The organism is Methanolobus halotolerans, assembly GCF_004745425.1.
GTDB lineage: Archaea > Halobacteriota > Methanosarcinia > Methanosarcinales > Methanosarcinaceae > Methanolobus > Methanolobus halotolerans.
On record NZ_PGGK01000016.1, the window covers coordinates 24,429 to 47,314 of the forward strand.

Sequence of the window (22,886 nt, forward strand, 5' to 3'; positions counted from 1 at the left end):
CCTCTTTTTAACAAATTGCCACAAAGTTTCTAAGCATCTTCAGGCCGGTATCCCCGCTCTTTTCAGGGTGAAACTGCGTGCCTATCACGTTACCCGCATCGTTGACTATGGATGCGGCGAAATTCTTGCCGTACTCGCATGAAGCAAGTGTGTTCTTTTCCCCGGTATCCACGTAGAAGGAGTGTACGAAATAGACATAGGTGTTATCCGGTATACCTTCAAAAAAAGGATGTTTTTGGTTCATAGTGATAGAGTTCCAGCCCATATGGGGCACCTTGAGGTCAGAGTGCGGGAACCTCAGGACCTCACCCCTGATAAGGTCAAGTCCAGTTGTCTCCCCTCCTTCCTCGGACCGGCTCATAAGTATCTGCTGCCCCAGGCAGATGCCAAGCATTGGCTTTCCGGAATTAACATAATCATCAATCGTATCGAGCAGACCTGCGATGTTCTTCATAGCGTCCTTAAAAGCACCTACTCCCGGCATTATTACCCCGTCCGCACTCATTATTTCTGACGGGTCGCTGGATATCACAACGCTGGCACCTGCATGCTCCAGGCCCTTACGGACACTTCTGAGGTTACCAAGTCCGTAATCGATGATGACGATCTTTTTCATGAGAATTTAAAGAAGGGTTTTGGTACATGAATGTAACGATTATTTATTATTTCACAGACTGCATGAAAATCAAAAACAAATCGCATAATTTATATACAATGTTCTTTTTTTCTGAGTGGTGGTATTTTTTGAGACCCAAAAGAAAAATATTTGATGATGATTCGGCGATAGAACTCCCGATCAATATCGTTGTAATGCTGGTTGTTGGAATTGGCTTACCGCTATAATGCCGTACCTTTTCACAATGCTACATTAAGACCTAATAGCACATATATTTAATCTCAGAATTAGTAATTATTATTTTCAAATCGGCTTCTATTCACTAGGAAAACGCCGAGGTTGGGGCCGGCAATATGCTTAAAAACCTACAATACAAAACGGAATTGCACTTGTATATGGGTTGTGGACTAGGCAACCTGCTTGTTTCCCTCAACAAAGTATGGGTGTTTTCGATCAGGGCAGTACATGTCAAGCTCAATTATAAGTCGCTGTATAAAATCACAGCAATATCTGGACAAAATGTCAAAATTGTCCTTGAGAATCTTGCATAGTTCAGAGACTGTGATTCTATTATAGATATGTCCCATGAGTTCTCTGAGGACGTCTTTGACCAGATGCTCTTCGCTGACCGTGTCACGAACCTCAACGTCTTCCAATAAGTAGCTTTTATTTTGGTTCTGAATCTCTTCGATAATCAGAAGTCGGAGATTGTTATAAATCTGTTCTTTACAGGTTTGATAGTTTCATGTTTTGTCGAAAGCATCATCTAAATAATATTTACAGATTTTGCATACTTTCACAATTGTTTACTCCATTTTTCATTTTTAGATTTTTCGGCTCTGTAGAAATCCTCGAAATTCAGGCGGTAAACAAATTCAATAATAATTCAAATGTACTGCCAGCCATTGAACTAAGTTACAAGTTTTGCCTTGATGATCGCGATTTTTATGGGTTTTCTACAGAGCCAAATTTGGTAAAGTATATTTGGTTGGTTCGGGGCCGGTGGGTGTTGCCGAGACGGAACCCACAAATCAATTTAAATTTCCTTCTCTCTAATTAGATAATTTTGTTCTTAAAATCGTCATATTCAACGAGAAATACTGCCAGTGATTCTTTCCAGCTGAAATGAAACTCCTGGCTAGATTATATCACCAACGTTCATGGAAATACTGCTTCCACATAGTACAAATGTTGCCTGTCCGGACAGTACATATCCAGCTCAATTTTCAGCTGCTGAACCAGATCGCAACAATACTGTTCCAGAACACCAAACTTCTCCTTGAGGATCTTGCAGAGCTCATTGGTGGATATCCCATTGTATACATGGTCTGCCAGCACATACAGTGCAGATCTGGCCAGCTCCTCAGGAGTGCATGAGTCAGTTACATCTGCACCCATTATCCATGATATTCTCTTGTCGCCCAAGAAGAGGGTTCTGCGGCGCATTCTAACGTTGTGAAAAGAATTCTCACCACACACTGCACATGGGGTTCTTATATACATCTTGATCACCTGGAATAAATTAAAAAACTTATTTGCCATTCTATCTTAAGTAATTGTTGTATTCCTTTCTAAAATTCATTCTATTATATCATCAACAATTACAGGCTTGCAGCCTTTTGAAACTTTGCCTTCCTCAAACACCTGCTTGAGTAACTTTACCATAGCAGGAGTTATGTCTTTTTCTGACAGCGTTGACAGTAGTCCTTCTACTTCCATGTCCTTTTCTTTCTGTTCTCTCTTGTAACGCCCAATGAATTCCGCAAGTGCAATGCTGACAAGATCTGACATACTGCTAAAATCCTTAGATTCTACAAGTTCTTCTGCTTGCTTCTTTATGTACGGGCTTACTGTAGCGTGGATTGACTCTTTCTTGTATTGGATAGCCATTACATAATAATGTAGTATTTATTTCATATATATGTTTTTATGAGTTTTCAGCTTAATTATGACGTTATAGCTACATATAAATATCAGAAGGTATATGTCATAATTAGGTGATAATAATTAGCAAGTATAGGTCACTACACATAAACATGTCTCCCAGCGACTATGAGCAAATTTTGGTGCATGTACGTTCTGGAAAGTATCTCAACGTGAGTGATGCTGCCAGGCACTACATAAGAGCAGGTCTGCAGACAGACGAGGTGAAAACTTGAAACAGAAATACAAGACAATACAATCGCATCTTGCGAGATTGAAAATGAATGGAGTGATGACCAATGCCATCTGACTTTGCACGAGAGAAGGCATTGGCCGTCTACAACCAGGCACCGAAACAATGGGACGAGTTGGCGCAAATCCCTGGTGCCATGGGTGAATTGGCGTTGAGCGTTAAATTCCTTGCGGGGCTTGAGCATGGGCTGGTCTAAGAGAGGAGGCTATGCAGGCCGACCGATTGGATCCACAAAGGACCGCTACTGGCTCAGCGAAGGCCATATGGAGCGTAGGTTCAACCATGCTATGGATGTCTGCAGATCTACCCTGGACCGGGTAGGTCAGTGTCCCAAGTGCCACAAAGAGACATCAATATGCATTGAAGCAGGAGTCACTACAAAGCTTGGTGCCCGGTCCTGGTGGAAATGCTCCGAATGCAGGCATGAAAATACACGTGAGATCTCTCCCGAGAGAATGGCCGAATATTATGCCGAAGACCTGACAAGCATGGAAGATGCGAGATCATCGGAGGCTACGGCATGACCATAAACAACATGCCTCTTTTACACGGTCAGATAGTTGCAGAATGTGCATGCGACAACTGTGGTTTTGTTTTTAATATTGACTGGTATTACAAGGACAATTCTGTCTACTGCCCGGAATGTAACATGGAGGTCAGACCCTGAAGGTCACCTCTTACTCCGGGACAGCAGGTTCATTTCCAGGTTCAAGTCCTGGCCGGAGCACTGGTCTGAATATTGCAGGCCTCTTCCATGCAACTGAAAGGAAGTGAGACAAATGACAGAAGAGATTGAAGTGTACATCGATTTTGATAGATTGCCAAGCGGCATAGGTAGAGCAAAGAACGATCCCCTAAAACACATAGGTTCTGCAGACGTGGAAAGGATCCAGCAGTGGATTCGCAGCAAAGTTTCTGGTGAGAACGAGGTATTTGCGGTCATAACCGGCAGAGCATCCAGGTTTGTGAACATGGTCGCAACAGCAGAACTTGCATCATGCAACAACGTTACAAGAATAGGGTGGTCCCAAGCCGGAATGGTGCCTATTGTAGTGAAAGATTTCAGGAGGAATACCTGATGAACGATACCTTGCCAAATCCAGTATCAAAGATTGGTTCTGAAACCCGCATCATCTATACACAGGGATACGATATCTCAACAAAGATCGGTGCAGAGGTAGATTCAAAAGGTAACATCAAACCGAACGCACAGATCACGATATCCAGAAGACTTGAAAATGGTGACGAGATCCGGGAACTGATTCATGCAGATGTTTCCAGAGGCGTTGAGGAAGTAGTGAATGCAATCGACGATATCCTGAAAAGAGGTGTTCAGTAATGGCAACCTGGTATTGTGGCAACTGTGGATACGAATTCTATGCATCGCATTTCTCTGAAGAGGAGGATTGTCCGGAATGTGGGACTCTTCTCTACAATGGTTCGCAGCTGTGCAGGAACATCCTTCAGGATACGGGATACGAGGTGGAATGATGTCCAACCAACAGGATATCCATGAGATGCTTGTGCAGATGTCTGCAAAAATATGCCTTCTTGAGGAAGAGCTTGCCGATCTGAAGTGCAGGATCGAGAATCATATGCAATCTAACCAGGAAATGAGAGAAGCCCATGGACTTTACTGAGGTTTGAAAATGAGACTTGATAAAGATAAACTTGTACCCATCCTTGAGATGATGGGATATGGCACTCTAAATGGTACTGATGTATGGAAAAAGGCCAGCCAAACCCCTGGAGAGTACGTGTTCTGGGGAGTTGATTTCAAGAAGAACGAGGTTTTCAAATGGGTCGAGGATCACCGGGAATACGATGTCCCAGGCGACCAGACCTTCGTGGAACTTAAGAAGCTGATCGGAAGTTCATGTGAACAAAGTGGTGAACCCGATATAGACGAACCTTTCGCCGACCAAAGCAAGGAGGATTGTCCAGAAGGGTCCACTGGTGAAGAGAATGCATCACCATCTTATGAAAATAACGCTACACCAACAAAGTTGCTTGACCTCATCCATGGATATGTCGGTAACGATGTCCTAGAGGTATTTGGGGACACTGGCAGTGGTAAATCCAAGTTCGCTATGGCACTTGCAAAGGAGGCAATAGCTGCAGGAAAGAAAGTATTCTATCTTGATACCGAACGAAACCTTACAGAAGCAGATATTGCAGGCCTTAAGGGATGTGAGTACAAGTATACGCCGGTTATCGAAGAGATCGATTCCATATGTCAGAAACTTCCTGCAGTGGATGTGGTCATTGTAGATTCCATCGGTTTCCCCATCTTGACATCATACGCAAGGCTCAGTGTCAAGCAGAAAGGGGATGCTCTACTGAAGCTCATTGCAATTTTCGGTGATATGAAGAACTGGGCCTACAAGAACAACGGCATTGTTGTTGTAACCAACCAACCGGAGAGTGAGTTCAACAAAGCTTCAAACCATGTCCTCCGTCCCTTCGGAGACAAGAGCCAGTTTGCTGCCAAGGAGATCTGGAAGACCGAGATCGTGGACCGCAAACCTGTCTACACCAACATCCGTATCAGTGCTTTCAGGAGCAGGAGTGTTGGCCACCGGACAAAGATCGCGGACATGAAGATCAGCAGCAATGGTGTGGAGGTAGTCTGATGCCCACGCAAACCATATGCTGTAAGTGTGAAGGTACTGGGACTATACCTGCTTATCAAGGGGACTCTGACTGCAATGATACAGGGAAACGGAGGGAGGCCGAGGTATGAACTCCAACTTACCTTTAAATGCAGAAGCTTCAAAGGAAAAGTTCGTGTATCCTGCCAATGCAGCGATCAAAGATGCATACATTGGTCTTCTGGGAATGATGAAGCTCCAAAAGAAAATAAGGTTCTACATACATGAATGTGTCCTTTCCATTCTTGAGCAGAATGGATGGGTAACAGATTATAACCCAGGTGATCCTAAATTTAAGCCAGATAAGAATTACAAGAAAGGCCTGCGTTACCTCAAGGTCCTTGAAACCCCTTACTTCAAGTTCATCGGGCCCGGAAGGATCGAGCTCTGTGTTTACGATGCTGCTACAAAGCGCAGGATTACCAATTTTGACCAGTTCTTCAAGCTATGTGCCGATGATCCTCATATGTCAGAGTACACCAGCTGTGATGAAGAAGTGATCTTCGAAGAGTGGAACGATGTCATCTGCTGTTCAGATGTCCATGAAGATGAGATCGCTGCAGAGATCTGTATGATGGATTCTGCAGTACCTCTCAAGGAGGATGTGCTAAAAAGTACTTTTGAACTTAATTTTGATAAACAAGAGTACTTTGATCAATTTTCTGCTGAGCTAACTTCTTCCGACGATATAGGAGTGTGACTGTCTTAATCTGATGCGTATATGCGTATGGTATACGCATACTCTAAAACCCCCGTACCCCCAAAATAAACGATATGCTGCGAACTTTCGCGATTTAAAAATAGTGGATACTATTTTTACGCACATAGTATGTGTACGCATACTATACGCATAGCGAACAGGACAAATTCCGCACTATATTTCAGGAGAAGAAATGAAAGTCCATATTCATTTGAATGTCGATCATGAGAAAAAAATGTTATTTGAATCACTGAAGGAAGTTCATGGAAAAACGTTCACTGACATTCTTGAGGAAGGTCTTGATGCATGCCTGTCTGAAATAGTCCCGTCTAAGCTCATGGAAGAGGAGATCGCACAAACCAGATCGAGGCTTATGGAACTCGAACAGAACCTTGTGAAGATACGAATGATCGAACAACAGAGGAAACTACAGAACAAGGCAGCTAAAAAAGAAGACAGTATAGCTGAAGACTATCTTGAGATAATGAGAAACCAACGCTTTGAGGAGAGCAGGGACAGTCTCTTCATTCAGTGGAAGAGGTTGGACATGAATTGGCCTCGAATTGTTGATTTGTTCCAGTTCAAGAATGCGACCGAAGCTAAGGCATGGTTTGCAAAGAAAATGATTGGGATGGAATTATGACCTTCACCCCGGTATCTCGTCTCTGTATCTATTGTAAAGAGAAAATTTACATCACAGAGCCTGTTGACAGGGTCACCTGCACCAGATGTGGTGAAGTGATAAAGGTTGTCATAGGAAGGACGGTACGGTTGTCAAGGATCCCCGTTGATTTAAGCGAAAAGGCCTCAAATTTGCCAATCTCGGTAAGAACACAGGGAAGTGGGAAGATAGTGAGCTCCAAGCAGGAAAAAATCGAACACACGCAAAAAACCAATATTTCGAACACTAAAAAAAGAGGATGAACATGCAGGTACAGAACAAGCCAATAGCTGACCTAAAACCTTTTGTGAACAATCCGAAAAAACATCCTGAAAGCCAGCTTAGCATGCTGAAGAAGTCAATGTCTGAGTTCGGATGGACAAATCCCATCCTGATCACTTCCGACAACATGGTCGTAGCAGGCCACGCAAGGCTCCAGGCTGCCCAGGAGCTTGGTCTTACAGAGGTTCCCGTAATAACCCTCGATCTTCCGTATGGGAAAGCTGTGGCTTATGTCATTGCCGATAACAGGCTGGCCGAACTGGCAGAAACGGATACAGAAAAGCTGGCAAAGCTGCTGCAGGAAATAGCAGAGATCCCTGACTTCGACTTTGAAGCGATCGGTTACACGTTGGATGCTGTGGACGATCTGCTCGAATCCATAACTCCGGTTGAAGTAGTGGAGGATGAACCACCGGAGGTGCCAGAGGATGCTGTGACAGTTCTTGGTGATATTTGGGAGATGGGAAATCATCGCCTCCTTTGCGGTGATAGCACCGACCCGGACCAGGTTGCAAAGCTCATGGGTGAGCAAAGTGCCGATATGGTTTTCACGGACCCGCCTTGGAACGTGAACTATGGAGCTACAAAACATCCTTCCTGGAAGCAGCGAAGCATAATGAACGATGCAATGGAGACTGAGGACTTCAAAGAGTTCATGATGGCAAGCTTCAGCTGCATGAACCGGTTCTCAAAGGACGGATGTCCCACCTACGTTGTGATGTCTGCCCAGGAATGGGGGAACATGATGCTCTCCCTGAAAGAGAACAACTACCACTGGAGCAGCACGATCATCTGGGCAAAGGATAGGCTCGTCCTCTCCAGGAAGGACTACCACACCCAGTATGAGCCCATATGGTATGGCTGGAAGGACGGGGCTCCAAGGCTGTGCCAGGTGGAGGACAGGAAACAGTCAGACGTCTGGGAATTTGAAAGGCCCTCCGCCTCCGAACTTCATCCAACCACAAAGCCGGTGGCCCTTGTTGCAAATGCCATCAGCAACTCCTCCCGGCAGAAAAGTATTGTGTTAGACCTGTTCGGTGGATCTGGAACTACCCTAATTGCGTCACATCAACTCAATCGCGTCTGTTACGGAGTTGAACTGGATCCCCGGTACGTCGATGTCATCCTTCAGAGGTATGTCAATCTGACCGGAGATTGCGAACTGAAAAAAAATGGAGAGATATACACATGGGAAGAAAAAAGGGCAGCAAAATAATGGTCGAGATATCCGATCCGCTCATCAAACTGCTCAAGTCCGGTGTACCTGTGGTTCACGCCTGCGATGCCGTGGGGATCTCTCCGTCGAGCTACTATGACTGGATGAAGCTTGGCGAACGAGCAACATCCGGGCAGCACCATGAGTTCTATCTCCGTGTCAAGCAGGCCAGGGCGGAGGCCATTGCCAGGAACGTTGCCATCATTCAGAAGGCAGCAACCCATACATGGCAGGCTGCAGCATGGTGGCTTGAGCGCAGCTGTCCTTCCGAGTTTGCCAAGCGGGACGTTGAGATCAACATGACCCAGAACAACGTCGAGATAAACACCGATGAAACAAGAGAGAGAATCACTAGCAGAATCAATAGCATTGCTGCCAGACTCAAAGCGCCAGAAGATCCTGAGTGATATCAGCGATGAAGAGGTCCAGCAACTGGAATACGACTGGAAGTTCTGGGCCAGGCCAAACCAGCTTGCTCCGGAAGGGGACTGGCAGTATTGGTTGGTACTTTCTGGAAGAGGCTGGGGCAAATCAAGGGTAGGAGCCGAATGGGTCCGGGAAAGAGTAGAGTCAGGTAAGGCCCGTAGGATAGCTCTTGTAGCACCCACTGCAGCCGATGCCAGGGACACGATGGTAGAAGGAGAATCCGGTATATTGTCAGTCTGCCCTCCATGGAATCGGCCTGTATACGAGCCATCCAAACGCAGGCTCACCTGGCCCAGTGGTGCGGTTGCTTTGCTTTTTAGTGCCGAGGAACCGGACAGGTTGAGAGGTCCCCAGCATGACACTGCCTGGTGTGACGAGATCGCGGCCTGGAAGTACCCGGACAGGACATGGGACATGCTGCAGTTTGGCTTAAGGCTTGGAGATGATCCTAGGGCAGCTATCACAACAACTCCTCGGCCAATCCCGCTAGTTAAAGCCCTATTGACCGATTCCAGTACACATGTTACAAGAGGATCCACCTATGAGAACCTGTCCAACCTGGCACGGGCCTTCATCGACGTTATCATCAGTCGGTATGAAGGGACCAGACTGGGAAGACAGGAGCTCAACGCAGAGATCCTGGACGATAATCCCGATGCACTCTGGACCCGGCAGGTGATAGAGGATGCCAGAGTGTCCAAAGCCCCGGACCTTGTACGTATGGTTGTTGGTGTGGACCCAGCGGTCACATCCGGCGAGACTTCAGCCGACACCGGCATAGTTGTTGCAGCTGTGGATGAACGCGGGGAGTACTATGTCCTGGGGGATTATACCATTCATGCAACACCGAAGAAATGGGCTCAGGAGATCATCGCAGCCTACTACAAACACTCTGCTGACAGGGTCATCGGCGAAGTGAACAACGGAGGGGAGCTCGTGGAGTATACTCTCCGGACGATTGATCCTAACATTTCCTACAGATCAGTAAGGGCCAGCCGAGGAAAGCAGACCAGGGCCGAGCCTATCAGTGCTCTCTACGAGCAAGGCAAGGTTCATCATGTAGGGTCCTTCCCAGCTCTCGAGGATCAGATGTGTGACTGGGTCCCGGGAGAAGGTAGCAGTCCGGATAGGGTGGATGCACTTGTATGGGCGTTGTCAGAGCTTAGCAAATCAAGGTACGGACCACAGAAATTGAACATATCAGCACTTATCAAAACAAGACCGAGGTAATTATGAGACCAAAACTCTATGCAACCGTGAGCAAGAATACAACCGCAGTACTTCACCGGGTGATGAGGGAGCAGGATTGTAACAAGAGTCAGGCTGTAGATTTTATTGCGGATTATTATTCGAAAACGCAGAACAGTCTTCGTGAGAAGCAGGTGGAAGAGACTGTGGAGCTTGTGATTGAGAAACTGAAGCTGAATAAGTTGGTTTAGATATTCGAATCAGATACTTCAATTTTTTGGTAGGGTATAGGTAAGCCCACCCGGCAGTGTAACGAATTTGCTGTAAATTACAAGTTGAATTTTTGTAAACAGTATAGAAAACTAATCTCTTGGTATGAACTTTTAACTCTAAAACGCTAGAAGTTTGTAATTTACAGAACTTGTGTTACACTGCCGGAACTGCTCAGGATATACTTTTCCTCCATTTTCCCCGCCTCCTGTGAATAAGTGAAACATGATGCCCAACTTCTTACCTTATACCGCAAAGTCCCCTAAAAACCTCCTAGCAACCCAAGCAAGATGGTTTACTTGGCAAGTAATGTAGAATGGAAGGCAGGAGCCCTCTTAAGGGCATCGCAACCCCGTATGATGCCCTTTTATTTTATGTATACAGCATAGGCGCAAAAGCATTCCGGGTATTGTATAAACTGAACACTAGGATTGAATGGCTTTAATCTGCACTTGCCTTCATCTTTTCTTTTTTGAACATTACTGAGAACACTTGTGGTATATTCTTACTTTGTTTTTATCCGGACAAGTATGAGCTGTTCATCAGTAAGTAACTTTAAATAAGAAAAAGTATTAATTAGTATCTATTATTAAAAAGGATTTGTTAAAAATAAGCACAACCAGGCAAAACAAACAGAGAAGGAAGGATTACAGACGGACACAGTAGGCATCAAATATACTAATCAGCGGATAGAGATCCTGGAGTTCCTCAAGGAATTTGATGGGCATCCAACCGTTGATGATGTGTACGAAGGGGTCAGGAAAAAACTGACTAGGATCAGCAAAGCTACTGTATATAATAATCTGAGGTTCCTAGCCGAAAAAGGTCTTATCAAAGATGTGAATATCAAGGGAGTTTCCAGGTTTGAGGCAAATCTTGTACCGCACCATCACATCATATGCATAGGATGTGGGAGGATATCTGATTACGAATCAGAGGAACTGACAGATTACTCGCTGAAGATAGCGGGGGATATAGAAGGCTTTGAAGTAGAGACTACAGATACGAACTTTTACGGATTCTGTAAAGAATGTAAGGAGGATTAAATATGGAAGAAGTATGCACAATGCCACTTATAGGCGAAGACGCACCGTCGTTTACAGCAAAGACAACAATGGGAGAGATTCATTTCCCAAAAGACTACAAAGGCGAATGGGTAATCCTGTTCAGCCACCCGGCAGACTTCACGCCGGTATGTACTACTGAGTTCATGACATTTGCAAGCATGCAGGGAGAATTCAATGCCCTCAACTGCCAGCTCATCGGCCTGTCCATCGACAGCATATACGCACACATCGCATGGCTTCGAACCATCAAGGAAAAGATAGAATATAAGGGGATGAAGAACATCGAGGTGACTTTCCCTGTCATTGAAGACCTCAAAATGGACATTGCAAAGAAATTCGGCATGCTTCAGCCAGGTGCTTCGGATACCCAGGCAGTGAGAGCAGTATTCTTCATTGATCCGAAAGCTAAGATCCGAGCCATACTTTACTACCCGCTCTCAAACGGAAGGAACATGGACGAGGTCATGAGACTGCTTAAAGCCATGCAGAAGTCTGACGCAGAGGGTGTTGCAACACCTGCTAACTGGCAGCCGGGGGAAGATGTCATCATTCCGCCACCGGGATCATGCGGAGTTGCAAAGGAAAGAGTGGAGTCAAAGGATGAAAACACATACTGTCTCGACTGGTTCATGTGCTTCAGGAAACAATCCTAAATACCGTATCATTGAAAAAAAACAGGTGGCAAAAATGGGAACTGAAGGAATACAGATACTTGACAATCTCTGAGTAGACGTCAATGATCTAATAGAATCACTAACAAAGCTCTTGAAGATGAATGGCTTGCATATTACCAGTACTGGGTAGGAGCGAAGGTCATCAAGGGACCTATGAAGGAGGAGGCTGCAGCCGAACTTATACAGCATGCTGCTGATGAGCTCAGGCACACGGACATGAAAAGTGATGCGGCTTCTTCTAGCAATCTTTCAAGTCTCTCAATGTCATCAAAATTAATCGATATAAATTCAAACAACGATAGGAGAAAAAATTATGAATAATGATAGCAAGAACCCGGTAATGGGATTAAATGCCAGCAGTGGCACGCCGATTCGAGACTGGTGGCCGAATCAGTTGAATCTTAACATTCTGCACCAGCATTCCTCCAAGTCCAATCCGATGGGTGAAGAGTTCAATTACGCTGAGGAATTCAAGAAACTTGATCTGCAGGCCCTGAAGAAAGACCTCTATGAACTGATGACCGACTCCCAGGACTGGTGGCCGGCCGATTATGGTCACTACGGGGGACTCTTCATCCGGATGGCGTGGCATAGCGCAGGCACCTACCGCATGGGCGACGGCCGCGGTGGGGGAGGTTCTGGGAATCAGCGTTTTGCACCCCTAAACAGCTGGCCGGACAACGTTAACCTCGACAAAGCACGCCGGCTGCTCTGGCCAATCAAGCAAAAATACGGCAGAAAGATTTCTTGGGCGGACCTCATGATTCTGGCTGGCAACTGTGCTTTAGAATCAATGGGATTCAAGACCTTCGGTTTTGGCGGCGGGCGCGAGGACATCTGGGAGCCGGAAGAAGATGTCTACTGGGGTTCAGAAAAGGAATGGCTGGCTACGAGTGACAAGCCTCATAGCCGTTATTCTGGTAACAGGGATCTCGAAAATCCCTTGGCTGCAGTGCAGATGGGCCTGATCTACGTGAACCCGGAAGGTCCGGACGGCAATCCGGATCCGCTCGCTTCTGGCAAGGATGTTCGAGAAACCTTTGCACGCATGGCCATGAACGATGAAGAGACCGTCGCACTTGTCGCCGGCGGGCACACCTTTGGCAAATGCCATGGCGCTGGCGATGCGGCGCTGATTGGTCCGGAACCTGAAGCTGCTCCCATCGAGGAACAGGGTCTTGGCTGGAAGAGCAGCCTCGGCAGTGGTAAAGGCGGCGATACGATCTCCAGTGGCATTGAGGGAGCATGGAAGCCAAACCCAACCCGATGGGATATGGGCTATCTGAAGGTCCTGTTCAAATACGATTATGAGTTAGTCAAAAGCCCTGCCGGCGCGAACCAGTGGTTGGCCAAGGACGTTGAGGAAGAGGACATGATCATCGATGCCCATGACCCGTCCAAAAAGCACCGACCCATGATGACAACTGCAGACCTTTCGTTAAAGTTCGATCCGATCTACGAGCCAATTGCACGACACTACTTGGAAAACCCCGAGGAATTCGCAGACGCTTACTCCCGCGCCTGGTTCAAGCTGACCCACCGTGACATGGGTCCACGCTCGCGCTATCTCGGCCCGGAGGTCCCGCAAGAGGAACTTATCTGGCAGGACCCAGTTCCGGCAGTGGATCATGATCTGATCGACGCGGAGGATATCGCAGACCTCAAGATCAAGATACTTGCCTCGGGACTATCTGTCTCTCAACTAGTCTCGACAGCCTGGGCATCTGCATCCACGTTCCGCGGCTCCGACAAGCGCGGAGGGGCGAACGGAGCACGCATTCGTCTTGCGCCGCAGAAAGATTGGGAAGTCAACCAGCCTGAACAACTTGCCAATGTGCTTGAGACCCTTGAGGGAATCCAAAAGGAGTTTAACAGCGCTCAGCCAGGTGGGAAAAAGGTTTCACTTGCTGACCTGGTCGTCCTGGGTGGATGTGCAGGTGTCGAACAAGCGGCAAAGAATGCCGGCCACGATGTAACTGTTCCATTCACTCCGGGACGCACGGATGCATCAGATGAACAAACCGACGTTGTGGCATTCAGTGTACTCGAGCCGAAAGCAGATGGATTCCGCAACTACCAGAAAACCAAATACTCTATATCTGCAGAGGAACTGCTGGTGGATCGGGCACAACTGCTAACACTGACCGCTCCTGAGATGACGGTTCTTATAGGCGGTATGCGCGTCTTGAATACCAATTTCGGACAGTCCCAACACGGCGTTTTCACCAAGCGGCCGGAGACGCTCACCAATGACTTTTTCGTGAATCTGCTTGACATGAGCACGGAGTGGAAGTCAGCCTCGGAAGACAAAGACGTGTTCGAGGGTCGTGATCGCGCAACAAGCGAACTCAAGTGGACCGGCACCCGTGTCGACCTGCTCTTCGGTTCGAACTCCCAGCTGCGGGCCCTGGCGGAAGTCTACGGATGTGAGGACTCCCAGGAGAAGTTTTTGAACGACTTTGTAACGGTGTGGAACAAGGTAATGAACCTTGATCGCTTCGATATCGCCTGATTGTAGCATCAACTTCCTCCCATATAATGGGTGATGATCATTTGACCATAAGGTTCCCTTCAATATCGTGTGGGTGATTGAATCCACAGGGAACCTTTCCCTAACACGAGTATTTAGAGCAAATGATTAATCTGCCTCTGTATTTTTTTATATAATGCAATGTACCCTTAGAAAACCCTCTTTTCTTCCAATTAGAATAAGAGTTGCTTAGTATCTTTTTCAGGAAATTTGCATTAACTTAGACAGGCTTCAATAGGAATATTATTTGAAAACGCAGAACAGTCTTAGGGAGAGGCAAGTGGAAGAGACTGCTGATCTTGTTATTGAAAAGTTAAAAGAGAAAAGGTTATTGTAAACTCCAGATCAAATTATTCTGACTTTAAGGAGGAGTTATGGTTCTCTTTTTTCTCGCATTGTGAAGTCTTGCCTATCACAATTTTTAACTCATCGGTTTTCACTACATGTAGAATATAATTAACTCCAGAAAACTACTATCTGTTTGTCCTTCACTTCCTTATGTTGATTATATTGCAATTAAAAGAGACAGTATTTTGATACTTTCAAAGATAGAAAACCAGTATGGCCGGAATTTATTTATTTAATGCCGTCTGAACCTTGTAATAAAGGTGATGAGGTCCGCCCTGACCATAAGTCAAAACCGCTTATGCTGATGACTTCTACATATTTGCTTGTGGTTTAATGTGTACACTATTCTGGCATATATTATGAAATTTATAGTTATGCTCTAAAGTACGCATTTGTAGATGAGAACGAGGTGGAGTTAGATGAATACAACAATTCGAAAGATTCATGCGCGAGAGATTCTTGATTCACGGGGCAATCCAACTGTTGAAGTGGATATTGTTTTACAGGATGGGACTAGTACAAGAGCCGCTGTTCCTTCTGGTGCATCGACCGGGAAATATGAGGCATTTGAACTTCGTGATCGTGACATGAAGCGTTACGGTGGGAAAGGAGTGCTCACTGCTGTTGCAAACGTGAACGGACAAATCGCTAATGCTCTTACAGGAATAGATGCCAGCAATCAGGAATTGATCGACCGGACCATGATTGAACTTGATGGTACACCAAATAAAGAAAAACTAGGCGCGAATGCTATCCTTGGTGTATCCATGGCAGTTGCCAGGGCTGTTTCAAAAGCAACAGGTGTTCAGCTTTACGAATACCTTAGCCCGAGTAAGCAATATCTTCTCCCAGCTCCGATGATGAATGTGTTGAACGGTGGAGTGCATGCACAATGGCAGGGAGCAGATTTCCAGGAATATATGATCGTTCCTCTTGGTGCCTCAGATTTCCAGGCAGCTCTCCAATGGGGTGCTGAAACATACCATACTTTGCAGAGCATTCTAAAAAAGAGAGGCTACCCCACTGCAATAGGAGATGAGGGTGGATTTGCACCGAAAGTTGCGTCCAACGAAGAACCCCTGGAACTTATTACCCTTGCAATTGAAGAAGCAGGTTACCGGCCAGGTAAGGACATAGGTATCTCGCTTGATCCGGCATCCAGCGGATTTTTCCAAGATGGAAAGTACGAGTTGAAACGGGAACAAAGATCTTTAACTTCTGAAGAAATGGCTGCATATTACGAGATGCTTGTGGGAAAATATTCCATCATCTCAATCGAGGATGGGCTGGCCGAAGAAGACTGGCAGGGTTGGAAGTTGCTGACAAAGAGGCTAGGAGAGCGGATTGAACTGATTGGTGACGATATATTTGTTACTTCTCCGGAACTTGTTAAACGCGGAATTGAAGAAGGAACTGCGAACTCTGTGCTGATCAAACTCAATCAGATCGGGACTGTGACCGAAACTCTCTCGACCATGAATCTGGCAAAAAGTGCTGGTTGGGGCTTGAATATCTCCCACCGAAGTGGTGAGACCATTGATTCATTCATCTCTGATTTCACCGTAGCGACAAGGGCAGGTAAGCTCAAAACCGGTGCTCCATGTCGTGGAGAAAGAGTAGAGAAATACAACCAGCTACTAAGAATCGAGGAAGAATTGGGAGATAAAGCAATATATGCCGGTAGAAGGGCGTTTGTGCGGGGTTAAGAGTCTACAGCCTGTCTATTGTAACATGATATAGATAAAGTCGGGCTTTTAAATGGTAGATCTTATTTATTTATTTACATTGTTTACATTGTTTACAGGTGGCTTTTTAGCTGCTGCAATATCGGGTGCAGGCGGGTTCGGAGGTGCATTGTTATTGTTACCGCTATTAACAAAGACAATAGGCACAACAATGGCAATTCCGGTTTTAACGATAGCACAGCTAATTGGCAACTTATCAAGAGCATTTTTTGGATTTAAGCAAATTAAGTGGAAGCCTGTTTTATTATTCACATTAGGTGCTGTGCCAATGAGTGTTCTAGGTGGATATTCGTTTGTAGAAGTACCAAAAGAAATAGTAACCTGTCTCATAGGGCTTGCAATTATCCTATTTGTGGTATTGAAATATTTTAAGCTATTGAAATTCAATCCTACTAACAGTAGAATGGTCTTGGGTGGAGGAATAGTAGGTTTCATCTCAGGACTTGTCGGTAGTGCAGGACCAATAGGTGCAGCATTGTTCTTATCTTTAAACCTGCCACCTGTCTCATATATATCAAGTGAAGCAATGAACGCAGTAGCAATGCATATTACCAAGACTATAGTATATCAAAGGTATTTAGGCATAGGATTGTCAACTTTGTTGATGGGTCTATTCATTGGTGTTTCTATGATCATTGGAACATGGGCAGGAATGAAAATCATAGGACATATCCCCAAAGAGAAATTCAATAAGTTTGTAGGATCGTTGTTGTGCATAGTTGGGTTACAGATGCTGTTATTTGGGTAAGATGTCAATAGGATATATTTTCTAGAGAACAATTAAACATCTCTTCTAGGGTTCGCTTTCTCTATATTCAAACAGCCTGATCACATTCTGGATTTCGAATGCTGTCTTTTTTAATTGATCAACCTGATCCGCGACATTCTCTTCGTGCATCTTTCTTTGTGCCAGTGTCGAACTTATAACTCCATGTGTTGCCTTGATTATCATAGAAAAATCATTATCCAGACGAAGAGTGAACTTTCTGAACGTGCTGTCGATATTCTGAAGGGTTTCCCACCGGATATTCTCAAGATTACGTAGCATGAGCGTCTCTATTTGATTCTGAAGTCTTTCTTTTACTCGTTTCTTACGCATCTTCTCTGGCATGATACGTTCGATGAAATCCGGTGAGAGAGGTATAAGTAAATATTCCTGCTCATATTCTACAAAATATGGTTCCCTTATAGCCTCATATACTCGTTCACAGACAGGTGTATGATATGGAATTTCAAATAATTCGGTTGCTGCTTTTCTGATAGATTCGACAAGTTCATCTATACGTGGCTCTTGATCCTTCAGACGAGTAGCTATTTCTTTGTCCACCATCTCTGAAACTGCGGCAAATTCATGTTCGAACCATTCAGGGATAGCATCAGCAACTGCCTGTTGTGCCGCATGCTCCGAATCATGGAGTGATTCTGACATTGCCTTTTCTGCGATCTCCGTGAGTTGTTCACAGAAAGGAGCTTGCAGGCTCCTAATGTGTTCTTCTAGAATGTCATGAACTCTTTTTTTGTCACCTCTGAGGATGTCCTGTGCATGGATTCGTTGTTGTTCCGCCTCAGCAATCTTTTTTCCAAAAACAGAAAGCCGGCTCTCCAATTCAGTAAGAGGTGGTTCGAGGGTACGTATCTTCAGCTCTATCTGAAGGTACATGTCGTTAAGGACATAAAGTGTTTTTCTTCCAATGGCATCCCTCAGAACGAGACTTTTTTCGTGGGCCAGAAATGTAATCAGGTATTCGGAGAGTTTAGCAAGGCCACTGTCTTCCCATTTTTGTGTATCATCCGTTGTCTTTGCTTCAAGACCATTTCTTGAAGATATGGTAAAGATGGGAGTGGTGGAGTCTATGCCTGCTTCTTCTGTCAGTACCTTTTTGTAAAAGTGAGTGCCTCCACAAGCTCTGTTTTTGTGAGATAATCTACCTTATTCAATGCAAAGAACAGTTTCGAGACCCTGCTTTTGATATCTTTGAGGAATGCAAGTTCTACCTCTGTAATAGGAGGATCAACAGAAACCAAAAAGAGTGCTGCATCGGACTGCGGAAGGAAACCCATCGTCACCTCGGTGTTGTGACGATATGTAGAGCCGATTCCAGGCGTGTCAATGACCACAACATCACGGAGGATGGGGGCAGGATGCGTAACTTCTACATGAGCTACCCCTTTTTATTTATGGGATTGCTAGCTTCGGTGACAAACTCCATCAGATGTTTGTTGAGCCATTGAGCTTCTGATAGGGAAACACTGTATTCAATGGAATCCATTTCTTTAAGGCTTTTGAACACCAGATCTGGTCGACCATCTTGGTATCGTATCCGTAGCCCTCGCTGTTCTCCATATTGTATGAAAGTTGGGATTGCAGTAAGGGGAATGACCGAGCTTGGCAACACCTCTTCACCTAGAAGTGCGTTAATTAAAGTGCTCTTCCCTCGCTTGACCTGCCCAAGTACAGCTAGGTGAAATCTTCCCTGAGATAGGCGTTTTTTCAGCTCTTCAAGCCGTAGGATATGCATTTCATAGTTCGTGCCTATACACCCCAAACCCGATATCTCAGCATTGAGTATATCCCCTAGCTTTTCAAGAGTGCATATGTTGCCATCTATCTTTCTAACGTGCGATAAACATAAGACCTTCTTGTCCATTTATATGTACTCCCAGCAGAGTTCGGGACAATTATCTTTTTATTTTTGGATGTTGCAGTCGTAAAAGACAATCTTCACTTTTTCCTCGGTGATCAGTCCCTGACACATCACATCGTCTAACTTAGGTCTTATTCGTGCAAGGTTTTCTTCTGTATCGACAACTTCGATAAGTATCGGCATATCCATTGATAAACGCAGTATCGATGTCGTATGGATGTAGCTGTTCTTCCCAAAACCCGTAATTCCTCTAAAAACAGTTGCTCCTGCAATTCCTTCTGCCTTTAGCATCTCTACTATATGCATGTATAACGATTTGCCCTTATACTTGTCAGATTCTCCAATGAATATTCTCAGCAATATTGCTGTGGATTCTCTTTTCATCCAATACCCCTCCATAGACCACTTGTGAGGCTCAAAGCCACAGTTTTTCCTAAGTATACTGCAAATATGGAAAGTACCACTGTAGCTACTATATTGATGACCAGCAGCATTATATTAGAATTATCCAGGAGTCTGAATGACTCATAACTGAACGTAGATAATGTTGTAAAGGCCCCCAATATTCCTATTGTGAGGAATACTCTGGTTTCTTCATTAAAAATACCCTGATATTCGGAAAGGTACATAACCAATCCCAAGAAGAAGCTTCCCAGTATGTTTACAGCTAAAGTTCCGAAGGGGAAACTGACAAAATTATCCTGTACCCAGCCGCCGATAGTATATCTCAGGATAGCACCTATGAAACCGCCTATGCCTATTAGAATAATTGTATACAAAAGTACACCTCCACAATTATGTAGAAGTCATCAGCATAAGCGGTTCAGACCAAACGTCTAGGCGGACCTCATCACCTGTACAAGGAAATTAGTTATGTTCATAAATAGTTTGCGCAGGAATTAATAGGGATACTTTCTCCAGAGCCTATAATCTATCGCTTATCTTTATCATATTATTTCACAATTAAAAGAACGTATATTTTGAAATCAAAGAAATGCAGTTAAAGTTATGTATAACCTTACAACACTCATGACACGGCAGATACAAGGTCACAGCGTACTGTTATTAGTAAAGAGGAGCAACACAAATGACCTAGATAGCAACCGTAGAAATGGAAGAAGATAAACTCTTTGCAAGATGCGAATACAATCATGTCAATCTTATCCGCCTCCCTTCTGGAAGAAAATCATACTATTGTAAAACATGCGGTGCTTTGTTTGTAGTCGATCCCATCTTTTCTGAACTCATAGAGAATGACGATATCTAATATTGCTCTTTGTACTAGGAAAAAAGTATGAAGCCAAGTGTTTCTCATTCAGGAGTGTTATTCGAAAATGCAGAACGATTTCAGGGAGAAGCAGGCCGAAGAGACCGCAGAGCTGTGATTGAGAAACTCAAGCAGAAGAAGTTGGTGTAGAGGTTCGGATTAAATGCTTCGCATTTAGCGGGTGTGACATAGGTAACTCGAATTCTTTGTATACTAAAGTCCGCAAGACCTCAAACGAAAAACTATGAAAATTAAACAATCAAAGTCTTGTTATGGGTGTAGAGTCCTTCAGATAATAGTTAAAAAGTTCTTTTCCCCAATTAAGCGCATCCTCTGTACTACATATTATATAGCTATGATCGACATCTCCTGCTTTCTTAAGTGGGTTCATAACAATATGGTAATCATCAAATGTAAAGAAAAGGAAGTTTATTTTTTGATGGTAAACATATAGCTTAAAATAACCACTTTTAATTAAAAGTTCAATATGTTCATTTGATTCTTTTCTGATTTTGTTGAACAGATCCTTAGAGACAATATAATTAATAGTGATTTTATTATCTATCATCTCAGTGAATCTGGATTGGTAATTTGGATAAAAGATGTTACCAACAGAATAAACATGCTCGGGTGTTTTATCTTTATGGTAAGTTTTGTGAAGATTAAATAAATCCATGAGTGGAGGATTTATAATCTTATAATGTTTCAACTCATTAATTCTTTCTAATAGATTCGGTGGAACAAAATCAAAGTCATGAGTTCCCCAGTAATCAATATCTACATCTAGAACCTCTGTGGTATCTATTAAAGGCCTCACCTTATCTACAATCAGTTCCCCAATAAATGTTAGTTCATAGATGTCATCATAATGAAAAACAAGATGATGCTCTTCTAATATCTTCATTTGAGGGAGTAAAGCCTGTCTTGTTGTATCCAGTGACTTGAGAAGAGACTTCATTTCTTGATGGCCATCCTTCAATAACAATAATGTTTCTTTTCTTTTATCGGATGCAAATATAACATCAATCAATGATTTCTTCATTTGATTTCAATCCTCTAAAACTATTGAAATTTAACAAAGCATTAAAAATTAAACTATGATTAATACTATCGATTAACTACTATATCTTTTTTGTGCAAATCTCTAGAATATAACGTTGTTAATTTTGATAGTGCTCAATCTGTACACATTCCTGATTTATTACTTATGTGAGTATGCAAGATAATGCCTATCATCCTCAGCAATCTCAAGAAGAAGCAGGTTGAGGAGACTGCGGAGCTTGTGATCAAGAAGCTGAAGCTGAAGAAACTCGTGTAAATGTTCGAATTAGCTCGCACTTTTAGGTGGGGTTATGGATAAGCCCAAAAAACCGAACTTTAATTAATAATAGTAATTGTCTACAGAAATCAAATCAGATAAACTGAACTATCATCATAAGTATATATATTACTAATTTTTAATAAAAAGTAAAAACTAGATGCCAGTTAATAATTTAGAATGTTTTAAGCAATATTTAAAAAATTCCTGTCCCCACTCTACCGCTTTTTTACTTTTACATAGGATATATCTATTGTCAATAACCCCACCATTTTTGAGTATACTTAGCATCAGGTAATAATCGTTAGATGAAACAAAATGAAAATTCATCTCCTTATTGCATATATAGATCTGTACAAAACTGCTCTGGAATATTTGCATAAACTCTGCACTTTTTGTTTCAAGGAGTTTTCTTAGCAACTCGTCAGAAATTATAAAATGTGTCATTACCTTTTTTTCAATCAGTTCGAACATTAATTCAGGAAAGTGAGGATGGAGGAATGTAGTGACAATGTATAAGTTGTCTGAATTCTTTGAACCTTCATGAAACCTCTTGTCGAGTTCATATATATCTATAAGTGAAGGCTTTACAATCTGGCATTTCTCAAATTCATTTGTTTTATTCAAAAGATGAGATGGAATAAAGCCCAGATCGCGAGTTCCCCAGTAATCAATATCATTATCAAAAACTTCAATGGTATTTAACAGAGTTTTCATTTTGTCAATAACCAGTTTTCCAATTGTAGACAGTTCATAAATGTCATCATAATGAATAACAAGATGATGCTCCTCCAAAACCTTAATTTGGGGAAGTAATGCTTGCCTTGTTGTATCAAGCGAATCTAGGACAGTTTCCATTTCCTGAGGGCCTTCTTTCAGCAATAAGAGAAAATCTTTCCTTTTACCAGAAGCAAATATTACATCAAGCAATGGTCTTTTGATTTAGCTCACATCCTATAACAAACATTCATATATCGTAACTTAATGTGGAACTTATATACATACTTTGTTAAAATCAAATATAGGCAACCATGCCTGTTTATCTAACAAGTGTGTTTGTCTACAAATCTCAATCTTTATGTTTGTTCCCACAAATCCAACCTTTC

Annotated in this window: 30 protein-coding genes, 1 pseudogene and 2 riboswitches; of the genes and pseudogenes, 20 read left to right on the forward strand and 11 right to left on the reverse strand. The window is 43.6% G+C overall.

All coding sequences use genetic code 11. From position 1 onward, the window contains the following. Window positions 1-7: 7 nt before the first annotated feature. From hisH to CUN85_RS11320, 4 genes are all read right to left on the reverse strand, one after another. Entirely contained in the window at window positions 8-616 is a 609-nt protein-coding gene (gene hisH, locus CUN85_RS11305) for an imidazole glycerol phosphate synthase subunit HisH (RefSeq protein WP_135390425.1), read from the reverse strand. 407 nt (window positions 617-1,023) lie between these two features. After that, window positions 1,024-1,272 (reverse strand): hypothetical protein, encoded by a 249-nt coding sequence (locus CUN85_RS11310; protein ID WP_235856311.1) that lies wholly within the window; start codon window positions 1,270-1,272, stop codon window positions 1,024-1,026. Window positions 1,273-1,774: 502 nt separating this feature from the next. Continuing rightward, window positions 1,775-2,119: a hypothetical protein gene (locus tag CUN85_RS11315; RefSeq protein WP_135390427.1), complete on the reverse strand. Its 345-nt coding sequence runs from the start codon at window positions 2,117-2,119 to the stop codon at window positions 1,775-1,777. A 75-nt stretch (window positions 2,120-2,194) separates the two neighbouring features. Then, window positions 2,195-2,506, reverse strand: coding sequence for a hypothetical protein (locus CUN85_RS11320; RefSeq protein ID WP_135390428.1), 312 nt, complete (start codon window positions 2,504-2,506; stop codon window positions 2,195-2,197). 468 nt (window positions 2,507-2,974) lie between these two features. Between CUN85_RS11320 and CUN85_RS11325 the strand changes: the two genes are divergently transcribed. The 20 genes from CUN85_RS11325 to CUN85_RS11410 all read left to right on the forward strand — a co-directional run bounded on the left by CUN85_RS11325 (window position 2,975) and on the right by CUN85_RS11410 (window position 17,298). Next, on the forward strand, window positions 2,975-3,316 hold the full coding sequence (locus CUN85_RS11325; RefSeq protein WP_135390429.1) for a hypothetical protein: 342 nt from the start codon (window positions 2,975-2,977) through the stop codon (window positions 3,314-3,316). Further along, window positions 3,313-3,459 (forward strand): hypothetical protein, encoded by a 147-nt coding sequence (locus CUN85_RS13060; RefSeq protein WP_167848866.1) that lies wholly within the window; start codon window positions 3,313-3,315, stop codon window positions 3,457-3,459. The genes CUN85_RS11325 and CUN85_RS13060 overlap by 4 nt, the downstream gene beginning before the upstream one ends. 112 nt (window positions 3,460-3,571) lie before the next feature. Beyond that, a complete protein-coding gene (locus tag CUN85_RS11330) occupies window positions 3,572-3,871 on the forward strand; it encodes a hypothetical protein (protein WP_135390430.1) in 300 nt (99 codons plus the stop codon). Next, on the forward strand, window positions 3,871-4,131 hold the full coding sequence (locus CUN85_RS11335) for a hypothetical protein (protein ID WP_135390431.1): 261 nt from the start codon (window positions 3,871-3,873) through the stop codon (window positions 4,129-4,131). Before CUN85_RS11330 ends, CUN85_RS11335 begins: the two co-directional genes overlap by 1 nt. After that, entirely contained in the window at window positions 4,131-4,283 is a 153-nt protein-coding gene (locus tag CUN85_RS13065; protein WP_167848867.1) for a hypothetical protein, read from the forward strand. The genes CUN85_RS11335 and CUN85_RS13065 overlap by 1 nt, the downstream gene beginning before the upstream one ends. Then, window positions 4,280-4,432 carry a hypothetical protein gene (locus CUN85_RS13070; RefSeq protein WP_167848868.1) on the forward strand — a complete coding sequence of 51 codons (153 nt, stop codon included), beginning with the start codon at window positions 4,280-4,282 and terminating at the stop codon, window positions 4,430-4,432. The genes CUN85_RS13065 and CUN85_RS13070 overlap by 4 nt, the downstream gene beginning before the upstream one ends. Window positions 4,433-4,441: 9 nt before the next feature. Next, window positions 4,442-5,425 carry an ATP-binding protein gene (locus CUN85_RS11340; RefSeq protein ID WP_135390432.1) on the forward strand — a complete coding sequence of 328 codons (984 nt, stop codon included), beginning with the start codon at window positions 4,442-4,444 and terminating at the stop codon, window positions 5,423-5,425. Window positions 5,426-5,531: 106 nt separating this feature from the next. Further along, a complete protein-coding gene (locus CUN85_RS11345) occupies window positions 5,532-6,143 on the forward strand; it encodes a hypothetical protein (RefSeq protein WP_135390433.1) in 612 nt (203 codons plus the stop codon). A 193-nt stretch (window positions 6,144-6,336) separates the two neighbouring features. Beyond that, complete coding sequence (locus CUN85_RS11350) at window positions 6,337-6,786, forward strand: hypothetical protein (RefSeq protein ID WP_135390434.1); 450 nt, start codon at window positions 6,337-6,339, stop codon at window positions 6,784-6,786. Further along, window positions 6,783-7,067: a hypothetical protein gene (locus CUN85_RS11355; RefSeq protein WP_135390435.1), complete on the forward strand. Its 285-nt coding sequence runs from the start codon at window positions 6,783-6,785 to the stop codon at window positions 7,065-7,067. The genes CUN85_RS11350 and CUN85_RS11355 overlap by 4 nt, the downstream gene beginning before the upstream one ends. 2 nt (window positions 7,068-7,069) lie before the next feature. Next, the gene (locus CUN85_RS11360; RefSeq protein WP_205804444.1) at window positions 7,070-8,302 is read left to right on the forward strand and encodes a site-specific DNA-methyltransferase; all 1,233 of its coding nucleotides are present in this window, start codon (window positions 7,070-7,072) and stop codon (window positions 8,300-8,302) included. Next, on the forward strand, window positions 8,275-8,709 hold the full coding sequence (locus tag CUN85_RS11365) for a hypothetical protein (protein ID WP_135390437.1): 435 nt from the start codon (window positions 8,275-8,277) through the stop codon (window positions 8,707-8,709). The genes CUN85_RS11360 and CUN85_RS11365 overlap by 28 nt, the downstream gene beginning before the upstream one ends. Further along, entirely contained in the window at window positions 8,633-9,958 is a 1,326-nt protein-coding gene (locus CUN85_RS11370) for a DNA-packaging protein (RefSeq protein ID WP_235856312.1), read from the forward strand. The genes CUN85_RS11365 and CUN85_RS11370 overlap by 77 nt, the downstream gene beginning before the upstream one ends. Window positions 9,959-9,960: 2 nt before the next feature. Further along, on the forward strand, window positions 9,961-10,167 hold the full coding sequence (locus tag CUN85_RS11375) for a hypothetical protein (protein ID WP_135390438.1): 207 nt from the start codon (window positions 9,961-9,963) through the stop codon (window positions 10,165-10,167). Window positions 10,168-10,854: 687 nt separating this feature from the next. Further along, window positions 10,855-11,232: a Fur family transcriptional regulator gene (locus tag CUN85_RS11380; RefSeq protein ID WP_135390439.1), complete on the forward strand. Its 378-nt coding sequence runs from the start codon at window positions 10,855-10,857 to the stop codon at window positions 11,230-11,232. 2 nt (window positions 11,233-11,234) lie between these two features. Beyond that, window positions 11,235-11,906, forward strand: coding sequence for a peroxiredoxin (locus CUN85_RS11385; RefSeq protein WP_135390440.1), 672 nt, complete (start codon window positions 11,235-11,237; stop codon window positions 11,904-11,906). A gap of 174 nt (window positions 11,907-12,080) precedes the next feature. Beyond that, complete coding sequence (locus CUN85_RS11390) at window positions 12,081-12,248, forward strand: hypothetical protein (protein WP_328591280.1); 168 nt, start codon at window positions 12,081-12,083, stop codon at window positions 12,246-12,248. Continuing rightward, a complete protein-coding gene (gene katG, locus CUN85_RS11395) occupies window positions 12,241-14,439 on the forward strand; it encodes a catalase/peroxidase HPI (RefSeq protein WP_135390441.1) in 2,199 nt (732 codons plus the stop codon). The genes CUN85_RS11390 and katG overlap by 8 nt, the downstream gene beginning before the upstream one ends. A 616-nt stretch (window positions 14,440-15,055) precedes the next feature. Further along, window positions 15,056-15,126, forward strand: a riboswitch (Fluoride riboswitch). A 98-nt stretch (window positions 15,127-15,224) separates the two neighbouring features. After that, the gene (gene eno, locus CUN85_RS11405) at window positions 15,225-16,511 is read left to right on the forward strand and encodes a phosphopyruvate hydratase (RefSeq protein ID WP_135390442.1); all 1,287 of its coding nucleotides are present in this window, start codon (window positions 15,225-15,227) and stop codon (window positions 16,509-16,511) included. A gap of 52 nt (window positions 16,512-16,563) precedes the next feature. Beyond that, window positions 16,564-17,298, forward strand: a complete 735-nt coding sequence (locus tag CUN85_RS11410; protein ID WP_135390443.1) for a sulfite exporter TauE/SafE family protein — start codon at window positions 16,564-16,566, stop codon at window positions 17,296-17,298. Window positions 17,299-17,343: 45 nt separating this feature from the next. On the opposite strand, the gene CUN85_RS11415 is transcribed toward CUN85_RS11410, so the two are convergent. The 7 genes and pseudogenes from CUN85_RS11415 to CUN85_RS11445 all read right to left on the reverse strand — a co-directional run bounded on the left by CUN85_RS11415 (window position 17,344) and on the right by CUN85_RS11445 (window position 22,710). After that, window positions 17,344-18,210 (reverse strand): hypothetical protein, encoded by an 867-nt coding sequence (locus CUN85_RS11415; protein ID WP_135390444.1) that lies wholly within the window; start codon window positions 18,208-18,210, stop codon window positions 17,344-17,346. Between the two features lie 209 nt (window positions 18,211-18,419). Continuing rightward, a pseudogene (locus CUN85_RS11420) lies at window positions 18,420-18,686 on the reverse strand (dynamin family protein); the annotation flags it as partial. 26 nt (window positions 18,687-18,712) lie between these two features. After that, a complete protein-coding gene (locus CUN85_RS11425; protein WP_135390446.1) occupies window positions 18,713-19,198 on the reverse strand; it encodes a dynamin family protein in 486 nt (161 codons plus the stop codon). A 39-nt stretch (window positions 19,199-19,237) separates the two neighbouring features. Then, window positions 19,238-19,579: a DUF190 domain-containing protein gene (locus CUN85_RS11430; RefSeq protein WP_135390447.1), complete on the reverse strand. Its 342-nt coding sequence runs from the start codon at window positions 19,577-19,579 to the stop codon at window positions 19,238-19,240. Beyond that, window positions 19,576-19,974: a fluoride efflux transporter CrcB gene (gene crcB, locus CUN85_RS11435; RefSeq protein ID WP_135390448.1), complete on the reverse strand. Its 399-nt coding sequence runs from the start codon at window positions 19,972-19,974 to the stop codon at window positions 19,576-19,578. The genes CUN85_RS11430 and crcB overlap by 4 nt, the downstream gene beginning before the upstream one ends. A 14-nt stretch (window positions 19,975-19,988) precedes the next feature. Then, a riboswitch (Fluoride riboswitch) is annotated at window positions 19,989-20,059 on the reverse strand. Window positions 20,060-20,721: 662 nt separating this feature from the next. After that, entirely contained in the window at window positions 20,722-21,504 is a 783-nt protein-coding gene (locus tag CUN85_RS11440; protein ID WP_135390449.1) for a helix-turn-helix transcriptional regulator, read from the reverse strand. Window positions 21,505-21,936: 432 nt separating this feature from the next. After that, entirely contained in the window at window positions 21,937-22,710 is a 774-nt protein-coding gene (locus CUN85_RS11445; RefSeq protein ID WP_235856313.1) for a helix-turn-helix transcriptional regulator, read from the reverse strand. Window positions 22,711-22,886: the final 176 nt, after the last annotated feature.